Raw genomic sequence first — 16079 nt, forward strand, 5'->3', positions numbered from 1 at the left:
GCAATCAGGCGGTGGCGCGCAGGCCGCCGCTCCGCGCGGGGCGCTCCTCGCTCGCCGGCCTGCGCGGCGCGGGCTTGGGCCGCACGGACTTGGGCCGCACGATCTCGCCGAGGCTCAGGAACCCGCCCTCGGAGCCGGCGGGCTGGCCGGCCCGGATGCCGAAGCCGAGGGCGAAGGAATGGCCGAGGATCCCGTCCCGGGCGATGGCGAACCGGTCGAGCGCCACCAGGAAGGCCTCACGGAACAGGCTCGGCGTGCACCAGCGCTTCTCGGCCATGTGCAGCGGCCATTCCCACAAACCCTCGTGGCGGCGCGCGCCGATGCTCGCGCGCGGGATGAAGTAGCCCGTCGCGCGGTGCTCGAGACCTTCGCCCGACAGGCACCACTCGTCGTTCCGGAAGAGGATGCAATCGTCCGCGTAGGCTTGGCCGCCGTCGATCATCGCTGCGCCCCTCAGGCTTGCCGAGTCAGGAACGCTGAAGCGTCCGGATCAGCTTAGAACAATAGAGGAACACTGGCTCGAAACGGAACAGGGGTCAAGCTTAACGTTCACGGTGCGTTCGCAAATCCGCGGTTCTGGGCGAAGCGCGCGTCAGCGTGCCCGGAACAGGGGATGCTCGACCCGGTCGCCCGCCCGGATCCCGAGCTTGGCCGCCGTCCCGGCATTGAGCTCCAGCACCGAGAGCACCGGCTCGCCGGAGGGGATGACCCGGGTGGAGAGCGGCTCCGCGTCGGCCGCGACCCGCGCCACGGTCCCGTCCGCCCGGATGAACACCATGTCGAGGGGCAGATAGGTGTTCTTCATCCACATGTTGACCGGCAGGGTCTGGCCGAAATCGAACAGCATGCCGTGATCCGGCGCCATGGTGCGGCGGAACATCAGGCCGCGGGCCCGGCTCGCATCGTCGCGCATCACCTCGACCGCGAAGGCGTGGGGGCCATTCTTCGAGCGGATCGTGAGCGCCTCGGTGGCCATTGCCGCCGCCGGGCTCTCGCCCTTGGCCTGGGCGGCGACAGGCAGAATCTGGAGCGGCAGGATCTGGATCGACAGAATCTGGATCGACAGGAGGAGCGCGAGCGCGAGGCCGGCGACCGGACGGAGGATACGGGACACGGGCAGGAACACCATCAATGGGACGATGGCAGGGCCCCGTCGATCAGGCGAACCTCGGCGGCCATCGCCCCCTTGGATCCGTCGCCGTAGCGCACGAGCACCGCCTCGCCGGGCTTCAGTTCGGCGATACCGTAGCGGCGCAGCGTCTCCATGTGAACGAAGATGTCGGGCGTGCCATCGCCGCGGCTGAGGAAGCCGAAGCCGCGCAGGCGGTTGAACCACTTCACCACCGCGGTCTCGAGGCCGCTCGTCGGCGTCACGCTCACATGGGTGCGCGGCAGGGGTAGCTCGGAGGGGTGCGTCGCCGTCGATTGATCGAGGGAGACCACCCGGAAGGCTTGCCAGCCGCGCGTGCGCTCGACCGCCTCGACGACGATGCGGGCCCCCTCGCTCGCGCCCGAATGGCCGTCACGGCGCAGGCAGGTGATGTGCAGGAGCACGTCCGCGCTGCCATCGTCCGGGACGATGAAGCCGAAGCCCTTCGCGACGTCGAACCACTTGATGCGCCCGGACACCTCGACGAGGTCGAGGGGACGATCCTGCTCGTGCCCCTGCGCCCGCGCGCCTGCGCTCAAGCCGTCTGCCGAATGTGGGCTCTCGAGCCCTGATCCGAATTCGTCAGACATTGATAAGCAACCCACACCGAATCGCCGCGAGCGGTTCACAAACGAGATTAACAAAGTCCCGACTCGGCGAAAGCCCGTTTGCTCGTCATCGCCGCCGCACCGGCGTGCAATTTCGCCGGAATCGGCACGGGAGCCACAGGCCGGCCGCAGGCCCGAACGGGCTCGAATCCGAGTCAAATCGATGCATTGATTCGCGGAATGGCGCGGCGGCCCGCGTCCCGGCGGCGTTTCCCGGCCGCCGCGCCGGCGCGGTCACGTTTGCGAGAGTCCTCGGCGCCGGCCTCCGGCGTCGCAGCCGCAGGCGAAGGATGCTACGGGGCCGGGCCATGCCGAACCCCCTGCCCCCGCCGACCGGCGCGCCGAGACCCTCACCCGCGCGCCTGCCCGTCGTCGACGCGGCGCGCGGCGTCGCGCTCCTGGCGATGGCGGCCTACCACGCCACCTGGGATCTCGGATATCTGCGGCTCACCCCGGAGAATTACGCCCTGACCGGACCCGGGCGGCTGGCCGCGCATCTCATCGCGGGCGCCTTCCTGCTCCTCGTCGGCATCGGGCTCGTGCTGATGAACGGGCACGGGGTGCGGGCGCGCCCGACCCTGCTGCGGCTCCTGCGGATCGGCGGCGCCGCGCTCCTGATCACCGCGGCGACCCTCCTGGCCTTTCCGGACAGCTACATCTTCTTCGGCATCCTGCACTGCATCGCGGTGTCGAGCCTGCTCGCCCTGCCCTCCCTGTTCCTGCCGGTCGCGCTCACGGCCCTGGCCGCCGCCCTGGTGATCGCGGCGCCCCATCTTGTGGCGCACCCGCTCCTCGATGCGCCGGCCCTGTTCTTCCTCGGCGTCGGCGCGCGGGCGCCGCAGACGAACGATTACGTGCCGCTCTTCCCCTGGTTCGGGCTCGTGCTCGCGGGGGTGGCGCTCGGGCGCCTCGGCCTGCCGGCCCTCGCCCGCGCGCGGCTCGGCGCCTGGCGTCCTGCCGGCCGGCCCGGGCGCCTCGCGACCTGGGCCGGGCGCCACAGCCTCGCGATCTACCTCGTCCACCAGCCCCTGCTGCTGGCGCTCCTGGCCGGCCTCGTCACCCTGACGGGCCCGAACCCGCGCGCGGGCCTGCCGAGCTTCCGGGCGGATTACCAGGTGAATTGCGTCCGCACCGGCGGCGAGCCGGGGGCCTGCCGGATCGCGGCGCGCTGCACCGCCGACGCGCTGCGCAAGGCCGATCTCTGGTCGTCCGCCGGCCAGGCCTTCACCCCGGCCGAGCGCGCGCGGGCGCAGAGTCTGTCGCAGCAATGCTACGAGGCGGCGGAGGGCACGGCCGCTCCCCCGTGAGGCGCGGGCCCGGAACGCGCCGAAGGCCGGGGCTTGCGGCCCGGCCTTCATGCGCGTCCGACAGGTTGCGGGCGGTACCGGATCAGTCCTTGGCGCGCTCGACATAGGCGCCGTCGGCGGTCATCACCACGACCCGGGTGCCCGCCGCGATGTGGGGCGGCACGGTGGTGCGCACGCCGTTCGAGAGCGTGGCCGGCTTGTAGGACGAGGAGGCGGTCTGGCCCTTCAGGACCGGCTCGGTCTCGGCCACTTCGAGAGTCACGCGCTGGGGCAGCTCGATCGTCAGCGCCACGTTGTTGTAGATCGAGACCATGACGGGCATGCCCTCCTGCAGGTAGGGAGCCGCGTCGCCGACCACGTCCGCCGGCACGGCGACCTGCTCGTAGTTCTCGGGATTCATGAAGTGAAACCCCTCGCCGTCGCTGTACAGGAAGGTGTGCTCGCGGTCCTCAACGAAGGCGCGCTCGACCTGCTCGGTGGTGCGGTAGCGCTCGGACACCTTCACGCCGTCGGTGATGCGGCGCATGTCGAGCTGCGTCACCGGAGTCCCCTTGCCGGGATGGATGTTCTCGGCGAACAGGATCACGTAGAGCTTGCCGTCCTTCTCGACGACGTTGCCCTTGCGGAGCGTACTGGCGATCACCTTCACGGGGGCGTTCCTAGCGTTGACAAAATCAGGCGGCCTCCCCATCGCGGTCTCCCGCGGGGTCGACGTCTTGCCCCGCCACTATCCCATCCGCGGCCCGGTTGCCAGTCGCCGGGTCCCGAGGCGCCACGGGTCCTATGTTTTCTCTGAGCCACGCCGCGTCGCACCGGTTCGCCGCATCGGTTCCGCGGTGACGCCCAATCCCTCTCCCTGGTGGTCGCCGGACGTCCATGCCGACCGCCGGCCGCGGCTGATCCTGCGCAACCGGATCGTCCAGGCGATGCGGGCGCATTTCGCGGGCCTGGGCTTCGTCGAGATCGAGGCCGCGGCCCTGCAGGTCTCCCCCGGCAACGAGACCCATCTCTCGGCCTTCGCCACGGAGGTGATCGGGCCGGATGGCGGGCGGGGCCCGCTCTACCTGCACACCTCGCCGGAATTCGCCTGCAAGAAGCTGCTGGCGGCGGGCGAACCGCGCCTGTTCAGCCTCGCCCGGGTGTTCCGCAACCGCGAGCGCGGTCCCCTGCACCACCCCGAATTCACCATGCTCGAATGGTACCGGGCCAACGAGCCCTACACGGTGCTGATGCGCGATTGCGCCGATCTCCTGCGGCTCGCCGCCGAGGCGGCCGGCGCGACGCGGTTCTGCTGGCGTGGCCGCAGCTGCGATCCGGCCGCGCCCTTCGAGCGCCTGACCGTCGCGGAAGCCTTCCGGCGCCATGCCGGGATCGATCTCCTGGCGACCCTCGACGCGGGCGGCGGGACCGACCGGGAGGCGCTCGCGGCGGCCGTGGCGGGGGCCGGCCTGCGGGTGGCCCCGGACGATACCTGGGCGGACCTGTTCAGCCGCGTCCTCGTCGCCCGGATCGAGCCGCATCTCGGCGAGGAGCGCCCGACGATTCTGTGCGAGTATCCGGCGAGCGAGGCGGCCCTGGCGCGCCGCAGCCCGCGGGACCCGCGCGTGTCCGAGCGCTTCGAGCTCTATGCCTGCGGGGTCGAGCTCGCCAACGGCTTCGGGGAGCTGACCGACCCGGCCGAGCAGCGCCGCCGCTTCGAGGCGGCCATGGCCGAGCGCCTGCGCATCTACGGGGAGGCCTATCCGATCGACGAGGATTTCCTCGCCGCACTTGCGCGTATGCCGGAGGCGAGCGGAATCGCTCTCGGCCTCGACCGCCTCGTCATGCTGGCCTGCGGCGCGCGCCGGATCGAGGAGGTAATCTGGACGCCGGTGGCAGAGCGGAGCGCGCGATGAGCCGCCCGCTGCGCAACGCCGCCGACCTCGCGGCGGCCGGGCTGGTGGCGCCGGCCGACCTCCCGGCGCTGGTGGACGTGGCCGCCCGCTACGCCGTCTCGGTGACGCCCGACATGGCCGAGCTGATTGACGCCGCCGATACCGCCGACCCGATCGCCCGCCAGTTCGTCCCCCGCGCCGAGGAGATGCGGGTTCGGGCGGAGGAACTGGCCGACCCGATCGGCGACGCCGCCCACGCGCCGCTGCCCGGCATCGTCCATCGCTATCCCGACCGGGTGCTGCTGAAGCCGCTGCATGTCTGCCCGGTCTATTGCCGCTTCTGCTTTCGCCGCGAGATGGTCGGCCCGGATGGGCTCGGGGCCCTGAGCGAGGCGGAGCTGAATGCGGCGCTCGGCTACATCGCCGGGCATTCGGAGATCTGGGAGGTGGTGCTCACCGGGGGCGACCCCTTCGCGCTCTCGCCCCGCCGCCTGCGCGCGATCGCGGCGGCGCTCGCCGGCATCCCGCATGTGCGGGTGCTGCGCCTCCACACCCGCGTGCCGGTCGTCAGCCCGGCGCTCGTGGGGGACGACCTCGTGCGCGCCCTGAAGGCGTTCGAGGGCGCGGTCTTCGTGGCGCTCCATGCCAACCACCCGCGCGAGTTCACGCCCGCCGCCCGCGCCGCCATCGCGCGCCTCGTCGATGCCGGCATTCCGGCGGTGAGCCAATCCGTGCTCCTGCGCGGCGTCAACGACGATGCCGCGACCCTCGAGCAGCTGATGCGCACCTTCGTGGAGAACCGCGTCAAGCCCTATTACCTGCACCAGGGCGACCTCGCGCCCGGCACCGCGCATCTGCGCACGCGCCTCGTCGAGGGGCAGGATCTGATGCGCCACCTGCGCGGGCGCCTCTCGGGCCTCGCCCAGCCCACCTACGTCCTCGACATCCCGGGAGGGCACGGCAAGGTCCCGGTCGGCCCGGGCTACCTGCGCGAGGGGCCGGACGGTACCCGGGTCACGGATCCGCAGGGGCGGGAGCATCCCTACGCGCCCCCGGATCCGTGAGCCGGGGCACGGCGCGGGGGCGGGAGCCATCGATCTCCGGTTGCCCCGGCCCCGCGCTCGGTTAGGAAGGGGCCGGGACAAGGGGAGACCGCGCGATGCGCAAGCTGTGGGGCCGGGCGAACTCGGTCAACGTGCAGAAGGCCTTGTGGGCACTGGACGAGCTCGGTCTCGCCTATGAGCGGATCGAGGCCGGGGGCGCGCACGGGGTGGTGGGGGATGCCGCCTACCGGGCTCTCAACCCGAACGGGCTGGTGCCGACGCTGCAGGAGGACGATTTCGTCCTCTGGGAGTCGAACGCGATCCTGCGCTACCTCGCCGAAGCCTATGCGGGCCCCCTGGCCCTGCCGCCGGACCTGCGCGAGCGGGCGCTGATCGGGCAATGGCTCGACTGGCAGACGACGAGCTTCACGGCGGCGATGCGCGACGCCTTCCTGCAGCTCGTGCGCACGCCCGAGGCCGAGCGCGACCCGGCCTTGCTCGCCGCATCGCTGGCGCACAGCGAGGCCCAGGCCGAGACCCTCGATCGATACCTGCGCGGTCGCAGCTACGTGGTGGGCGAGCGCTTCAGCATCGCCGACATCGCCCTCGGCTGCGCGGCGCATCGCTGGCTCGCGCTGCCGGCGGTGCGCGCGGAGCGGCCCGAGCTGCAGCGCTGGTATGCCGGCCTCGCGGTGCGGCCGGGCGCGGCCGTGGTGATGCGCCAGGCCCTCAGCTGACCCGCCCCGGATCGCCGCGCGCCGGGGGGCTCGATGTGGACCGGCCCTGATCGACGCGGATCGGGGCCGTCGCGATCCAGCCTCGCCGGGAATCCGGCGCGACCTACCTTGGGCGAAGACCTGAGGGCCCTCGTCCCAGCGGAGATCCCCACCATGCCGATCGACCCCACCCTGCGCGACGCGCTCTCCGCCGTGACCACGGCGTGCCTCGGGCGGGTGCTCGCCCGGCGCGGCGTGCCGGCCGTCAATTTCCGGGGGCTTCGGGCCCGATCCGGCTCCGCCCGGGCCGTCGGCCCGGCCGCCACCCTGCGGCTGATCCCGGCCCGCGGCGAGGCCGGGCTCTCCCTCAGCCGCAGCATCGAGGCCATCCCCGAGGGCGCGGTCGTGGTGGTCGACACGGGCGGCTCGGTCGAGGCCCTGCCCTTCGGGACGATCCTTGCCGGCCGCCTCGGGCAGCGCGGAATCGCCGGCCTCGTCACGGACGCCGCCGGCCCCCTGGAGGGCGCCCTGCCGGTCTGGTGCGCCGCGCCGGATCGGGCCGAGGCGGGGCCGGGCCTCGTCCTCGTCGGGGCCGACGAGCCGATCGCCTGCGCCGGCGCGGCGATCCATCCGGGCGACATCGTGGTGGGGGATGCGGACGGGGCCGTGGTGATCCCGGCGGGACTCGCCGAATCCGTGGCGCTCGAGGCGGTCGAGCAGCAGCGCCTCGATCTCTGGATCCAGCGGGAGGTCGAGAAAGGCGCCAGCCTCGACGGCCTGCTCCCGCCCGACGACGCCGCGATGGCGCGCTTCGCGGCGGAGACGCGGCCAGCCTGATCCCGCAACCCGTTCGACCGCAGGGCCCGGCCGCACCATGTTCTTCCCCCTCTCGAAGCTGATCTTCTTCGCGATCACGCCCTCGAACTTCCTGATCCTGGTCGGCCTCCTCGGCTGCCTCCTGCTCGCCGCGACGAAGCGCTGGCGCCGGAGCGGCGCGTGGCTCTGCGCCCTCGGCTTCGTCGGCCTCCTGGCCGGGGGCCTTTCGCCCCTGTCGGCAATCGCGCTCGCGCCCCTGGAGGAGCGCTTCCCGGCCTTCACGGAGGACGGCGCCCCGGTCACCGGCATCATCGTGCTCGGGGGCGGCATCGATGCCGGCCTGTCGAAGGCGCGCAACCAGCTGGTGGTGAACGATGCGGGCGAGCGCCCGATCTACCTCGCCGATCTCGCCCGGCGCTTTCCCGGGGCCCGCCTCGTCTTCTCGGGCGGCAGCGGCAGCCTGCACGACGCCACGTCGGAGGCCGATATCGTGGGCTGGATGGGGGACGTGCTCGGGCTGCCCCGCTCGCGCCTGATCCTCGAGAACCGCTCCCGCAACACCTACGAGAACGCGCAATTCACCGCCAACCTCGTCCAGCCGAAGCCCGGCGAGCGCTGGCTGCTCGTCACCTCGGCCTGGCACATGCCGCGGGCGATGGGCTGCTTTCGGCAGGCCGGGTTCGCGGTGACGGCCCACCCGGTCGATTACCGGACCCGGGGCTGGGCCGATGCCGCGCGCGTCTCCAGCTTCGCCTCGGACGGGCTGCTGCAGCTCGATCTCGCGGCCAAGGAATGGATCGGCCTGCTGGCCTACCGCCTCACCGGCTACTCGGACGCCCTGCTGCCGGCGCCCTGAACGGCCGCGTCCCGCGGCTGGCCGAGGCGGTAGATCCCGCGAAAATCGTCCGGGTCCGGCACCACCCGGCCCTTGCGCAGGATCGCGACGCGGCCGGCCTTGGTGAGCCGCACCGCCACGCGCCGCACCGGCTGCATGAGCGGGCCCCAGCCGTCGGGATGCGGGCCGCCGAGGGCGCGGGCGACCTCCGAGGGGCACACCGTCTTGTCGGCGCCCCGTTCCGCCACGAGGCGCAGGAGCGTCTCGGCGATCTCGTCCTCGCTCGGGCGCCGCGGCTCGGGCGCGTTCGGTGGCTGAATCATGATTCGGAATCCGGGTCCGGGCTCGGATCCTCCGCCAGGAGGGCGGCGCGGATCTCCGAGACGAATTGGCGGCGCCACATCACCAGCACCACTGCGGTGGTGGTCAGCATCAGGATGATGGGGCTGACGAACCAGCCGAGATAGGCCAGCGCGAAGAAGAAGGCCCGCTGCCCGCGGGCGAAGTGGCTGCCGGCCGCGATGTTCATGGCGGCGGCCCGGCGGGCGGCGCGCAGCATCACGGCCTCCGAGCAGCCCGCGCCCCTGACCGGCACGGCGCCGATCAGGATCGCCCCGTAATTGAACAGCCGGTAGGCCCAGGCGAATTTGAAGAAGGCGTAGACGAACACCACCGCGAGGCCCGCGACCTTGATCTCCCAGGTGGTGCGGGTCGCCACCGTGCCGAAGGGAAGCGTGCCGAACAGGGTCAGCACCTCGTCGCCGGAGCGCGACAGGGTGAGCACGCCGCCCAGCGCGATCAGGGAGGTCGAGGCGAAGAAGGCGGTGCCGTTCTGCAGCGAGGCGTTGATGGTGGTGTCGACGACGCGGTTCTCGCGCACGAGCATCTGGCGTGCCCAGATCTCGCGCTGCGCGTTCATGATCTGGCTGAGGCTGACGAGGCGCCCGCGCATGCGCCCGACCGCGAGCCCGTAGCCGATCCAGGCGACGATGAAGACGATCAGGGCCGCGAGGTCGAGATGCGAGAAGGCGGCGTCGGTGGTCAGGTTGGTCATGTCACTCGGCGATCGGCTCTGCGCCGGGCAGCCCGGCGGCCCGAATCAGGGTCCCTGGGCCCGCGCCCCGGCTCTTGGGTCTCGGTGCGACGCGCGGGGCCCGCCCCCGTCGAGGAGCCAGCGCCGGCCGCGTCGTCACGCCCCGCGGATCTCGAAGCCCCGGCGCCCGGCCGGACCGCCCGCCTCGCTGACCGTCACCGCGGTGACGTCCGACCCGCGCGGGCCCTGCGCGCAGGCCTTCAGCATAGCCTCGATCGCCTCCGGCGCGCCCGAGAAGGTCGCCGCCACGCTGCCGTCCTCCCGGTTGCGGACATGGCCCGAGAGGCCGTGCAACTCGGCCTGATGCTTGGTCCAAACCCGGAAGCCGACGCCCTGCACCCGACCTGTGATCACGACGTCGACGGTTCTGGTCTCGCTCAAACGGGTCTCCCGCAGTTGCGTGCGTCCGGGCGCGCGCTCCGGGCTCAGGTAGCACGCGGGCGGAATGATGAGAACGCCGGCGGCGTCGCCTCCCGCTAGCCCGCCGGCCCGCGCTGCCAGGCGCGCAGCTCCCGGATATAGGCGGGCGGCAGCTGCGCCGCCTCCGCGGCGCGCAGGACCGCCTCCAGATAGCCCGGACGCGGTGCGCCGGGGGCGGCGCTCCGGCCGAAATAGATCAGGGCGCGCTTGATGCCGCCCTGCGTCACCACGGGCTGCGAGGCCTTGGCGTAGAGCCTGCTCGCCACGCCCTCGTAGCGGTCGAGGGCCGGCACGTCCGCGAGGGCGAGGTCCCAGAGCACGCCCCAGACGCTCCGGGCCGGATCGCGGATCACCGAGGCGTAGCCCTCCCGCATGATGATGAAGCGGTGCCGGTGCAGCTGGCCCTGCCCGATGAGGCGCGAGCCCGGGCAGCGCAGAGCCATCGCGGCGGCATCCATGTTGGCGCCGTAGGCGAAGTAGAGGGGCATCGGGTCAATCCGGGGCCGCCCGGCGGCGGAGCGCCGCCGGGCGGGTGAGGCCGGGCAAGGCTCAGGCGAATTCGAGGATCACGGCATCGACCGCGAGGCTGTCGCCTTCCTTGGCGTGGATCTTCGCCACCGTGGCGTCGCGCTCGGCCCGGAGCACGTTCTCCATCTTCATCGCCTCGACGATGGCCAAGGGCTCGCCGTTCTTGATCTCCTGGCCTTCCTTGACGAGGATCTGCTTCACGAGGCCCGGCATCGGGCAGAGCACCTGCTTGCCCGAGCCCGCATCCTCCTTGACCGGCATCAGGGCGGCGAGCTCGGCCTCGCGGCGGGTGTAGACGCGGGCCTCGGCCGCCGCGCCGGCGTGCTGGAGCGCGACGCCGTTGAGGAGGCCGCGCACCTGGATGGCGACGCGCTGCGCCCCGATCGTGCCGGTCCAGACCGGCTCGCCCGGGCGCCAGTCGCTCATCACCGAGACGGCGTTGCCGTCGGCCTCGGTGACGACGAGGTCGCCCTCCTGCGAATCCACCGTCACCGGGTAGGTGTCGCCCGCCAGGACGACGATTCGGTCGCGCTCGAAATGCAGCAGGCTCGCGTCGCGCATCTGGCCGGAGATGCCGCGCTTGCGCTGGTTGAGCTTGTGGTCGATGGCCGCCGCCGCCGCCGCCATGCGGCGGGCGATCTCGCCCTTCGGCTCCGGCGCGATGAAGCCCTCCGGGAATTCCTCGGCGATGAAGCCCGTCGAGAGGTTGCCGGCGCGCCAGCGCGGATGCGCCATCAGGGCTGCCAGGAACGGGATGTTGTGGCGGATGCCGTCGATCGCGAAGGCGTCGAGGGCCTCGCCCTGCGCCTCGATCGCCTCGGCGCGGGTGGGCGCCCAGGTGACGAGCTTGGCGATCATCGGATCGTAGTGGATCGCGATCTCGCCGCCCTCCTCGACGCCGGTGTCGTTGCGCACGATCGCGCTGCCCTGGCGCCCCTCCTCCGGCGGCCGGTAGGTGGTGAGCCGGCCGATGGAGGGCAGGAAGTTGCGGGTCGGGTCCTCGGCGTAGACGCGGCTCTCCACCGCCCAGCCGTCGAGCTTCACCTCGGCCTGCGTCAGCGGCAACGCCTCGCCCGCCGCCACCCGGATCATCAGCTCGACGAGGTCGAGCCCGGTGATCATCTCGGTGACCGGGTGCTCGACCTGGAGGCGCGTGTTCATCTCCAGGAAGTAGAAGGACTTGTCCTGGCCGGCCACGAACTCGACGGTGCCGGCCGAATCGTAGTTCACCGCCCGCGAGAGGGCCACCGCCTGCTCGCCCATCTTACGACGGGTCTCCGCGTCGAGGAGCGGCGACGGGGCCTCCTCGATGACCTTCTGGTTGCGGCGCTGGATCGAGCACTCGCGCTCGCCCAGGTAGATCACGTTGCCGTGCTTGTCGCCGATCACCTGGATCTCGATGTGGCGCGGATCGGTGATGAACTTCTCCACGAAGACGCGGTCATCGCCGAAGGAGGAGGCCGCCTCGGATTTGGCGCGGGCGAAGCCCTCCGCCACCTCGGAGGCCGAGTGGGCGATGCGCATGCCCTTGCCGCCGCCGCCGGCCGAGGCCTTGATCATCACCGGATAGCCGATCTCGTCGGCGATCTTGACCGCGTGTTCGGGGTTCTCGATCACCCCGAGGAAGCCCGGCACCGTCGAGACCTTGGCGGCCGAGGCCGCCTTCTTCGACTCGATCTTGTCGCCCATCGCGGCGATCGCGCCCGGGTTCGGGCCGATGAAGACGATCCCGGCCGCCTCCAGGGCCTTCGGGAAGGCTTCGCGCTCGGACAGGAAGCCGTAGCCCGGATGCACCGCCTGGGCGCCCGTCTGCTTGCAGGCGTCGATGATCTTCTCGATCAGCAGGTAGGACTGCGCCGCCGGTGCGGGGCCGATATGCACCGCCTCGTCCGCCATCGCGACGTGGACGGCGTCCCGGTCGGCGTCGGAATAGACCGCGACGGTCTTGATGCCCATGCGGCGGGCGGTCTTGATGATGCGGCAGGCGATCTCGCCGCGGTTCGCGATCAGGATTTTTTCGAACATCGAATACCGCATTCACTTTAGACGATGTCGGGCCGCAGGACCCGCACTCAAGCTTTGCCCCGTTAAAGCACTTGTGCGCGTTCTGAAAGGTGACCTTGGGGGGGAGGCGCGGTTTCGGCACCGCACCGATCGGTGCGTCGCTCTGCGGAACGCGCGCGAGCGCCCCGGATTCACCCGCCCGGATGCGGGGTCAGGCGGCGCAGATCCGCGCCCCCGCCGCATCGGCCGGGGCCGCCTCGGGGCCGCGCGCGGACCAGGCCGCGACGACGCGGTTCCGGCCCGCCGCCTTGGCATCGTAGAGCGCCGAATCCGCGATCTGCACCAGGGCGTCGGTGCAGGAGCTCGGCCCCTCGGCCGGCGCGATCGCCACCCCGATGCTGACGCTCACGTGGCGGCCCTCGCCGAGGCCCGGATGGGGCATGCGCAGATCCGCGATCGCGCCGCGCAGGCGTTCGGCCAGGGTCACGAGGCTCCGCGGGCGCGCATCCGGCACGATGGCGATGAATTCCTCGCCCCCGTAGCGCCCCGCCAGGGCGCCCTCCGGCAGCGTGGTCCGGATCGCCTCCGCGACCGCGATCAGGCAGGCATCGCCGGCCGCGTGTCCGAGGCTGTCGTTGAAGCGCTTGAAGTGATCGACGTCGATGAGGACGATGCCGACCGCGCCCTTCACGGCGGCCTGCGCGGTCCAGTCGGCGGTGAGGCGGCTGCCGACCGCCCGCCGATTGGCGAGGCCGGTCAGCCCATCGGTATCGGCCAGGATCGCGAGCTGCGCGTTCACGGCCGCCAATTCCTCCGCCTGCAGGCGGTTTCGCAGGCTGAGCAGGAAGGCGTGTTCGAGGACGAGGTTCATGACCTGCCGGGCCGGCACCAGGCAGCCGATCACGAAGGTGAAGAACATCGTCAGCGTGAGCGGGACCCTGGTCTCGACCATGGGGTTGGTCAGGCTGAAGCCGAGATAGAGGCCGAGGTCCAGGATCGTGGCGGCGAAGCACCAGCCGAAGCGCATCGGGAACACCACGATGGCGGTCGAGGTCGCGAACAATCCGCCGGTGAGGTAGCGCTCGTGGATCGGGCCGCCCCCCGCGGACCCGAGGCTCTGCGCCACCAGCATCATCACGGCGATCGCCAGCGGCAGGGTGATGCCCTCCAGGAAGCCGCTGCGGGGCCGCGACCAGACCCAGATCAGCACGCCGTAGATCGCCGGAATGAAGACCGCCCGCATCGTGATCGAGGTCCAGAACATCTTCGGGTCCTGGAGGAAATCGAGGACGCAGGTGCAGACGCTGAAGACCGAGACCCAGATCAGCCAGGACCGGATGGTGCGGCTGCGCTGGCGCCAGCTCGCCGCGCGGTAGATCTCCCGAAGCCGCCCGGTCAGTTTGATGTCGCGGATCCGGCAGGCCAGGACGGCGTCGAGCTCGGCGAGCAGGACCCGCCGTTCCTCGCGGCTGAGGGCATCGACCAGGCTCAGGCGGGACGCCTCCGCCTCACGACCGTTCCGCACCTCGCCCGTCCTGCCCAAGGGAATCCCACTCATTGCGTTCGAGGCACGCTGTGATGGTCAGACTCTAGTGGGTGAACCTCAGTACTTTCTTGCCGTCCGGGCACGTCGTTGCTCTTGTTCTCAACCTCTAAGCGCAATTTCTGCTTTTCATCCGCCGTCGCGCCGAGGCCGGGCCCGGTTCCATCCCGGCCCGGAGGACATCGAGTGCTCAGGCCGCGCTGGACCGTTCGATTCCGGCATCGGCCTCGCCGTGGCGGACGCAGCATCCCTTGCCGAGAGTCTTGGCCCGGTAGAGCGCCGAATCCGCCTGCCTGAGCAGCTCGGTCGCGTCGCGGCGGCCCGGCCCGGCGCAGGCGATGCCGACGCTGCCGCCGATCCGGATCCTGGGCACGTCGCCGACGCGCATGTCGCGGGCGAGGTCCCGCACCAGCCGGCGCGCCAGCCTCAGGGCGTCGGCGCCATCGAGTCCGCGGGCCAGGATGACGAACTCGTCGCCCCCGAGGCGCGCGACGAGATCGGAGGCGCGCGTCGCCTCGCGCAGGCGCTCCGCCACCGCGATCAGCACCGCATCGCCGACGCCGTGACCGTGGGTGTCGTTGACCGCCTTGAAGCCGTCGAGGTCGACGAAGAGGACGGCGAAATCGGTCCCCGCCGGATCGGTGCAGACCGCGTCGAGCGCGCTCGCGAAGGCGGGCCGGTTCGCCAGCCCGGTCAGGCTGTCGCGCAGGGACCGGCCGAGGCTCTCCTCCTCGGCGACCATGGCGGCGACGAGCGTGCGGTTGATGCGGAAGGCCGCGTTGCCGACGACGAACAGGTAGATCGGGATCTGCAGGCAGAAGACCAGCAGGATCGTCTGCCCGGACAGGAGGGCGCCGAGCGCGATGGGCAGGATGCAGCCGGTGAGTTGCAGCACGACGCCGCGGGGCGCGACGTAGCTGCGCACCACTAGGCCCCCGCTGATCGCGATCGTCGAGGCCACCGTCAGGATCTGCAGGGCGGGATCGTCGGTCCGAAGCGCGATCAAGGCGGCGCACCCGACGAACCAGAGCGAGAGGTGATCCCCCAACAGGAAGAGATCCGTCGGCGTCGGCAGGTTCCGGGTCGATCGCCGGTAGCAGATGACCAGCAGGGTGAACCGACACAGGCTGAGGATCAGGTCGGCCAGGAAGAAGCCCACATGCAGGGCGTCCGGATGCCGGATGGCGCCGATCAGGTTGACCAGCACCGCATTCGTGACCCCGACGAGCCACATCGGCACGAGCGCGAATAGATGGGCCCGCAGCCTGTCCCGGACCCGGTCGGAGACCGGCATGCCGCAATCCGAGAGCCAGCGCAGCGCGCGCCAGCGCAACGGCGAGAAGGTCCGGCCGGACAGGGCGGGGTCCGGCCCCCGCATGGCCACGAGGTCGAGCCAGGGGCCGAGGACCGCGCCGCGAAGGCTCCATCTCGTCAACCCGGTCTGTCCCACGGTCAATCCGGCGCTGCTGCGAAGGGGAATCGGCGGAGCGCAGAATGGCGCCTCGATGCCGATGCCGCCGTTAAGATTCCGCGTCGCGGACCCGCCAAGGCGCACCGAAAACCGATCAAGATCGGTCGAGCCGAGGGTCCCGGAAACCGATTGTGTTCTCCTGCAACCGAAGGGCGCGACGGGCTCAGGCGGCGTTGCGCAGGATCCGCTCGTCCGCGGCCGCGGCCTGGCCCTTGGAGGCGACCTGGCTCTTGGCGGCGAGCGCGAAGGCGACCAGGGCCTCGTCGCTCGACTGCGCCTCGCGCACCACCTCGAAGGCGATGCGGGCGCCGACCGGGCTCGGGCCGTGGCCGTTGCCGATGGAGGCGGCGAGCCAGCGCGCGGTGTCGCGGTCGACATAGCCGGTGGGGCGCTCGCCCCAGACCGAGAAATCGACGATGGCCGCGACCAGCATGTCGGCGAAGGGGGTGCCCGCATGGGTCACGACCCGCTCGAGGGCGATCAGCATGTCGGCCTCGTCGCGCGTGGTGATGCCCTCGGGCAGAAGCTCGCGGCTCAGGATCCGAACATCGGCGGTCGTGATGCGGCCGGCCGCGACGGTACGGTTACAGAAGTTCTGAAGCGAAGCGTTGATCATGTCTTGATGCTCCCCCGGCCTTTGTTTGTGCCGGTCTTTGTCCCTGTGTGTATTG

18 protein-coding genes are annotated in these 16079 nt (G+C 71.5%); 6 read left to right on the top strand and 12 right to left on the bottom strand.

All coding sequences use genetic code 11. The features are described 5' to 3' along the window. Nucleotides 1-4 precede the first annotated feature (4 nt). The 3 genes from F6X53_RS00115 to F6X53_RS00125 form a co-directional block, all read right to left on the bottom strand. The gene (locus tag F6X53_RS00115; protein WP_150995980.1) at nt 5-442 is read right to left on the bottom strand and encodes a hypothetical protein; all 438 of its coding nucleotides are present in this window, start codon (nt 440-442) and stop codon (nt 5-7) included. Between the two features lie 150 nt (nt 443-592). Then, a complete protein-coding gene (locus tag F6X53_RS00120; RefSeq protein WP_238298386.1) occupies nt 593-1120 on the bottom strand; it encodes a DUF192 domain-containing protein in 528 nt (175 codons plus the stop codon). Between the two features lie 8 nt (nt 1121-1128). Then, nucleotides 1129-1740: a cold-shock protein gene (locus F6X53_RS00125; RefSeq protein WP_150995983.1), complete on the bottom strand. Its 612-nt coding sequence runs from the start codon at nt 1738-1740 to the stop codon at nt 1129-1131. 326 nt (nt 1741-2066) lie between these two features. Here F6X53_RS00125 and F6X53_RS00130 point away from each other — a divergent pair, with 326 nt between their 5' ends. Then, nucleotides 2067-3065, top strand: a complete 999-nt coding sequence (locus tag F6X53_RS00130; protein WP_150995985.1) for a heparan-alpha-glucosaminide N-acetyltransferase — start codon at nt 2067-2069, stop codon at nt 3063-3065. Between the two features lie 82 nt (nt 3066-3147). Here F6X53_RS00130 and efp read toward each other — a convergent pair whose 3' ends face one another. Continuing rightward, on the bottom strand, nt 3148-3756 hold the full coding sequence (efp, locus tag F6X53_RS00135; RefSeq protein ID WP_150995987.1) for an elongation factor P: 609 nt from the start codon (nt 3754-3756) through the stop codon (nt 3148-3150). A gap of 145 nt (nt 3757-3901) precedes the next feature. On the opposite strand from efp, the gene epmA reads away from it, so the two are divergent. From epmA to F6X53_RS00160, 5 genes are all read left to right on the top strand, one after another. After that, complete coding sequence (epmA, locus tag F6X53_RS00140) at nt 3902-4960, top strand: EF-P lysine aminoacylase EpmA (protein WP_150995989.1); 1059 nt, start codon at nt 3902-3904, stop codon at nt 4958-4960. Further along, a complete protein-coding gene (locus F6X53_RS00145; protein ID WP_150995991.1) occupies nt 4957-6003 on the top strand; it encodes a lysine-2,3-aminomutase-like protein in 1047 nt (348 codons plus the stop codon). Before epmA ends, F6X53_RS00145 begins: the two co-directional genes overlap by 4 nt. Before the next feature lie 95 nt (nt 6004-6098). Further along, nucleotides 6099-6719, top strand: a complete 621-nt coding sequence (locus tag F6X53_RS00150) for a glutathione S-transferase family protein (protein ID WP_150995993.1) — start codon at nt 6099-6101, stop codon at nt 6717-6719. Between the two features lie 153 nt (nt 6720-6872). Beyond that, a complete protein-coding gene (locus tag F6X53_RS00155; RefSeq protein ID WP_150995995.1) occupies nt 6873-7535 on the top strand; it encodes an RraA family protein in 663 nt (220 codons plus the stop codon). 37 nt (nt 7536-7572) lie between these two features. After that, on the top strand, nt 7573-8370 hold the full coding sequence (locus tag F6X53_RS00160; protein ID WP_150995997.1) for a YdcF family protein: 798 nt from the start codon (nt 7573-7575) through the stop codon (nt 8368-8370). On the opposite strand, the gene F6X53_RS00165 is transcribed toward F6X53_RS00160, so the two are convergent. From F6X53_RS00165 to F6X53_RS00200, 8 genes are all read right to left on the bottom strand, one after another. Beyond that, complete coding sequence (locus F6X53_RS00165) at nt 8340-8672, bottom strand: DUF3253 domain-containing protein (RefSeq protein WP_150995998.1); 333 nt, start codon at nt 8670-8672, stop codon at nt 8340-8342. The two genes, F6X53_RS00160 and F6X53_RS00165, sit on opposite strands and share 31 nt — an antisense overlap. Next, nucleotides 8669-9403, bottom strand: a complete 735-nt coding sequence (locus tag F6X53_RS00170; RefSeq protein ID WP_150996000.1) for a DUF599 domain-containing protein — start codon at nt 9401-9403, stop codon at nt 8669-8671. Before F6X53_RS00170 ends, F6X53_RS00165 begins: the two co-directional genes overlap by 4 nt. A gap of 135 nt (nt 9404-9538) precedes the next feature. Continuing rightward, on the bottom strand, nt 9539-9823 hold the full coding sequence (locus tag F6X53_RS00175) for an acylphosphatase (RefSeq protein WP_150996002.1): 285 nt from the start codon (nt 9821-9823) through the stop codon (nt 9539-9541). A gap of 95 nt (nt 9824-9918) precedes the next feature. Beyond that, complete coding sequence (locus F6X53_RS00180) at nt 9919-10350, bottom strand: gamma-glutamylcyclotransferase (RefSeq protein ID WP_150996004.1); 432 nt, start codon at nt 10348-10350, stop codon at nt 9919-9921. Between the two features lie 61 nt (nt 10351-10411). Further along, on the bottom strand, nt 10412-12415 hold the full coding sequence (locus tag F6X53_RS00185) for an acetyl-CoA carboxylase biotin carboxylase subunit (RefSeq protein ID WP_150996006.1): 2004 nt from the start codon (nt 12413-12415) through the stop codon (nt 10412-10414). 190 nt (nt 12416-12605) lie between these two features. Then, a complete protein-coding gene (locus F6X53_RS00190; protein ID WP_191970639.1) occupies nt 12606-13919 on the bottom strand; it encodes a GGDEF domain-containing protein in 1314 nt (437 codons plus the stop codon). A gap of 208 nt (nt 13920-14127) precedes the next feature. Beyond that, nucleotides 14128-15372 carry a GGDEF domain-containing protein gene (locus F6X53_RS00195; protein WP_150996010.1) on the bottom strand — a complete coding sequence of 415 codons (1245 nt, stop codon included), beginning with the start codon at nt 15370-15372 and terminating at the stop codon, nt 14128-14130. 199 nt (nt 15373-15571) lie between these two features. Further along, entirely contained in the window at nt 15572-16024 is a 453-nt protein-coding gene (locus F6X53_RS00200; RefSeq protein ID WP_150996012.1) for a hypothetical protein, read from the bottom strand. Nucleotides 16025-16079: the final 55 nt, after the last annotated feature.

The organism is Methylobacterium soli (assembly GCF_008806385.1).
GTDB classification, from domain to species: domain Bacteria; phylum Pseudomonadota; class Alphaproteobacteria; order Rhizobiales; family Beijerinckiaceae; genus Methylobacterium; species Methylobacterium soli.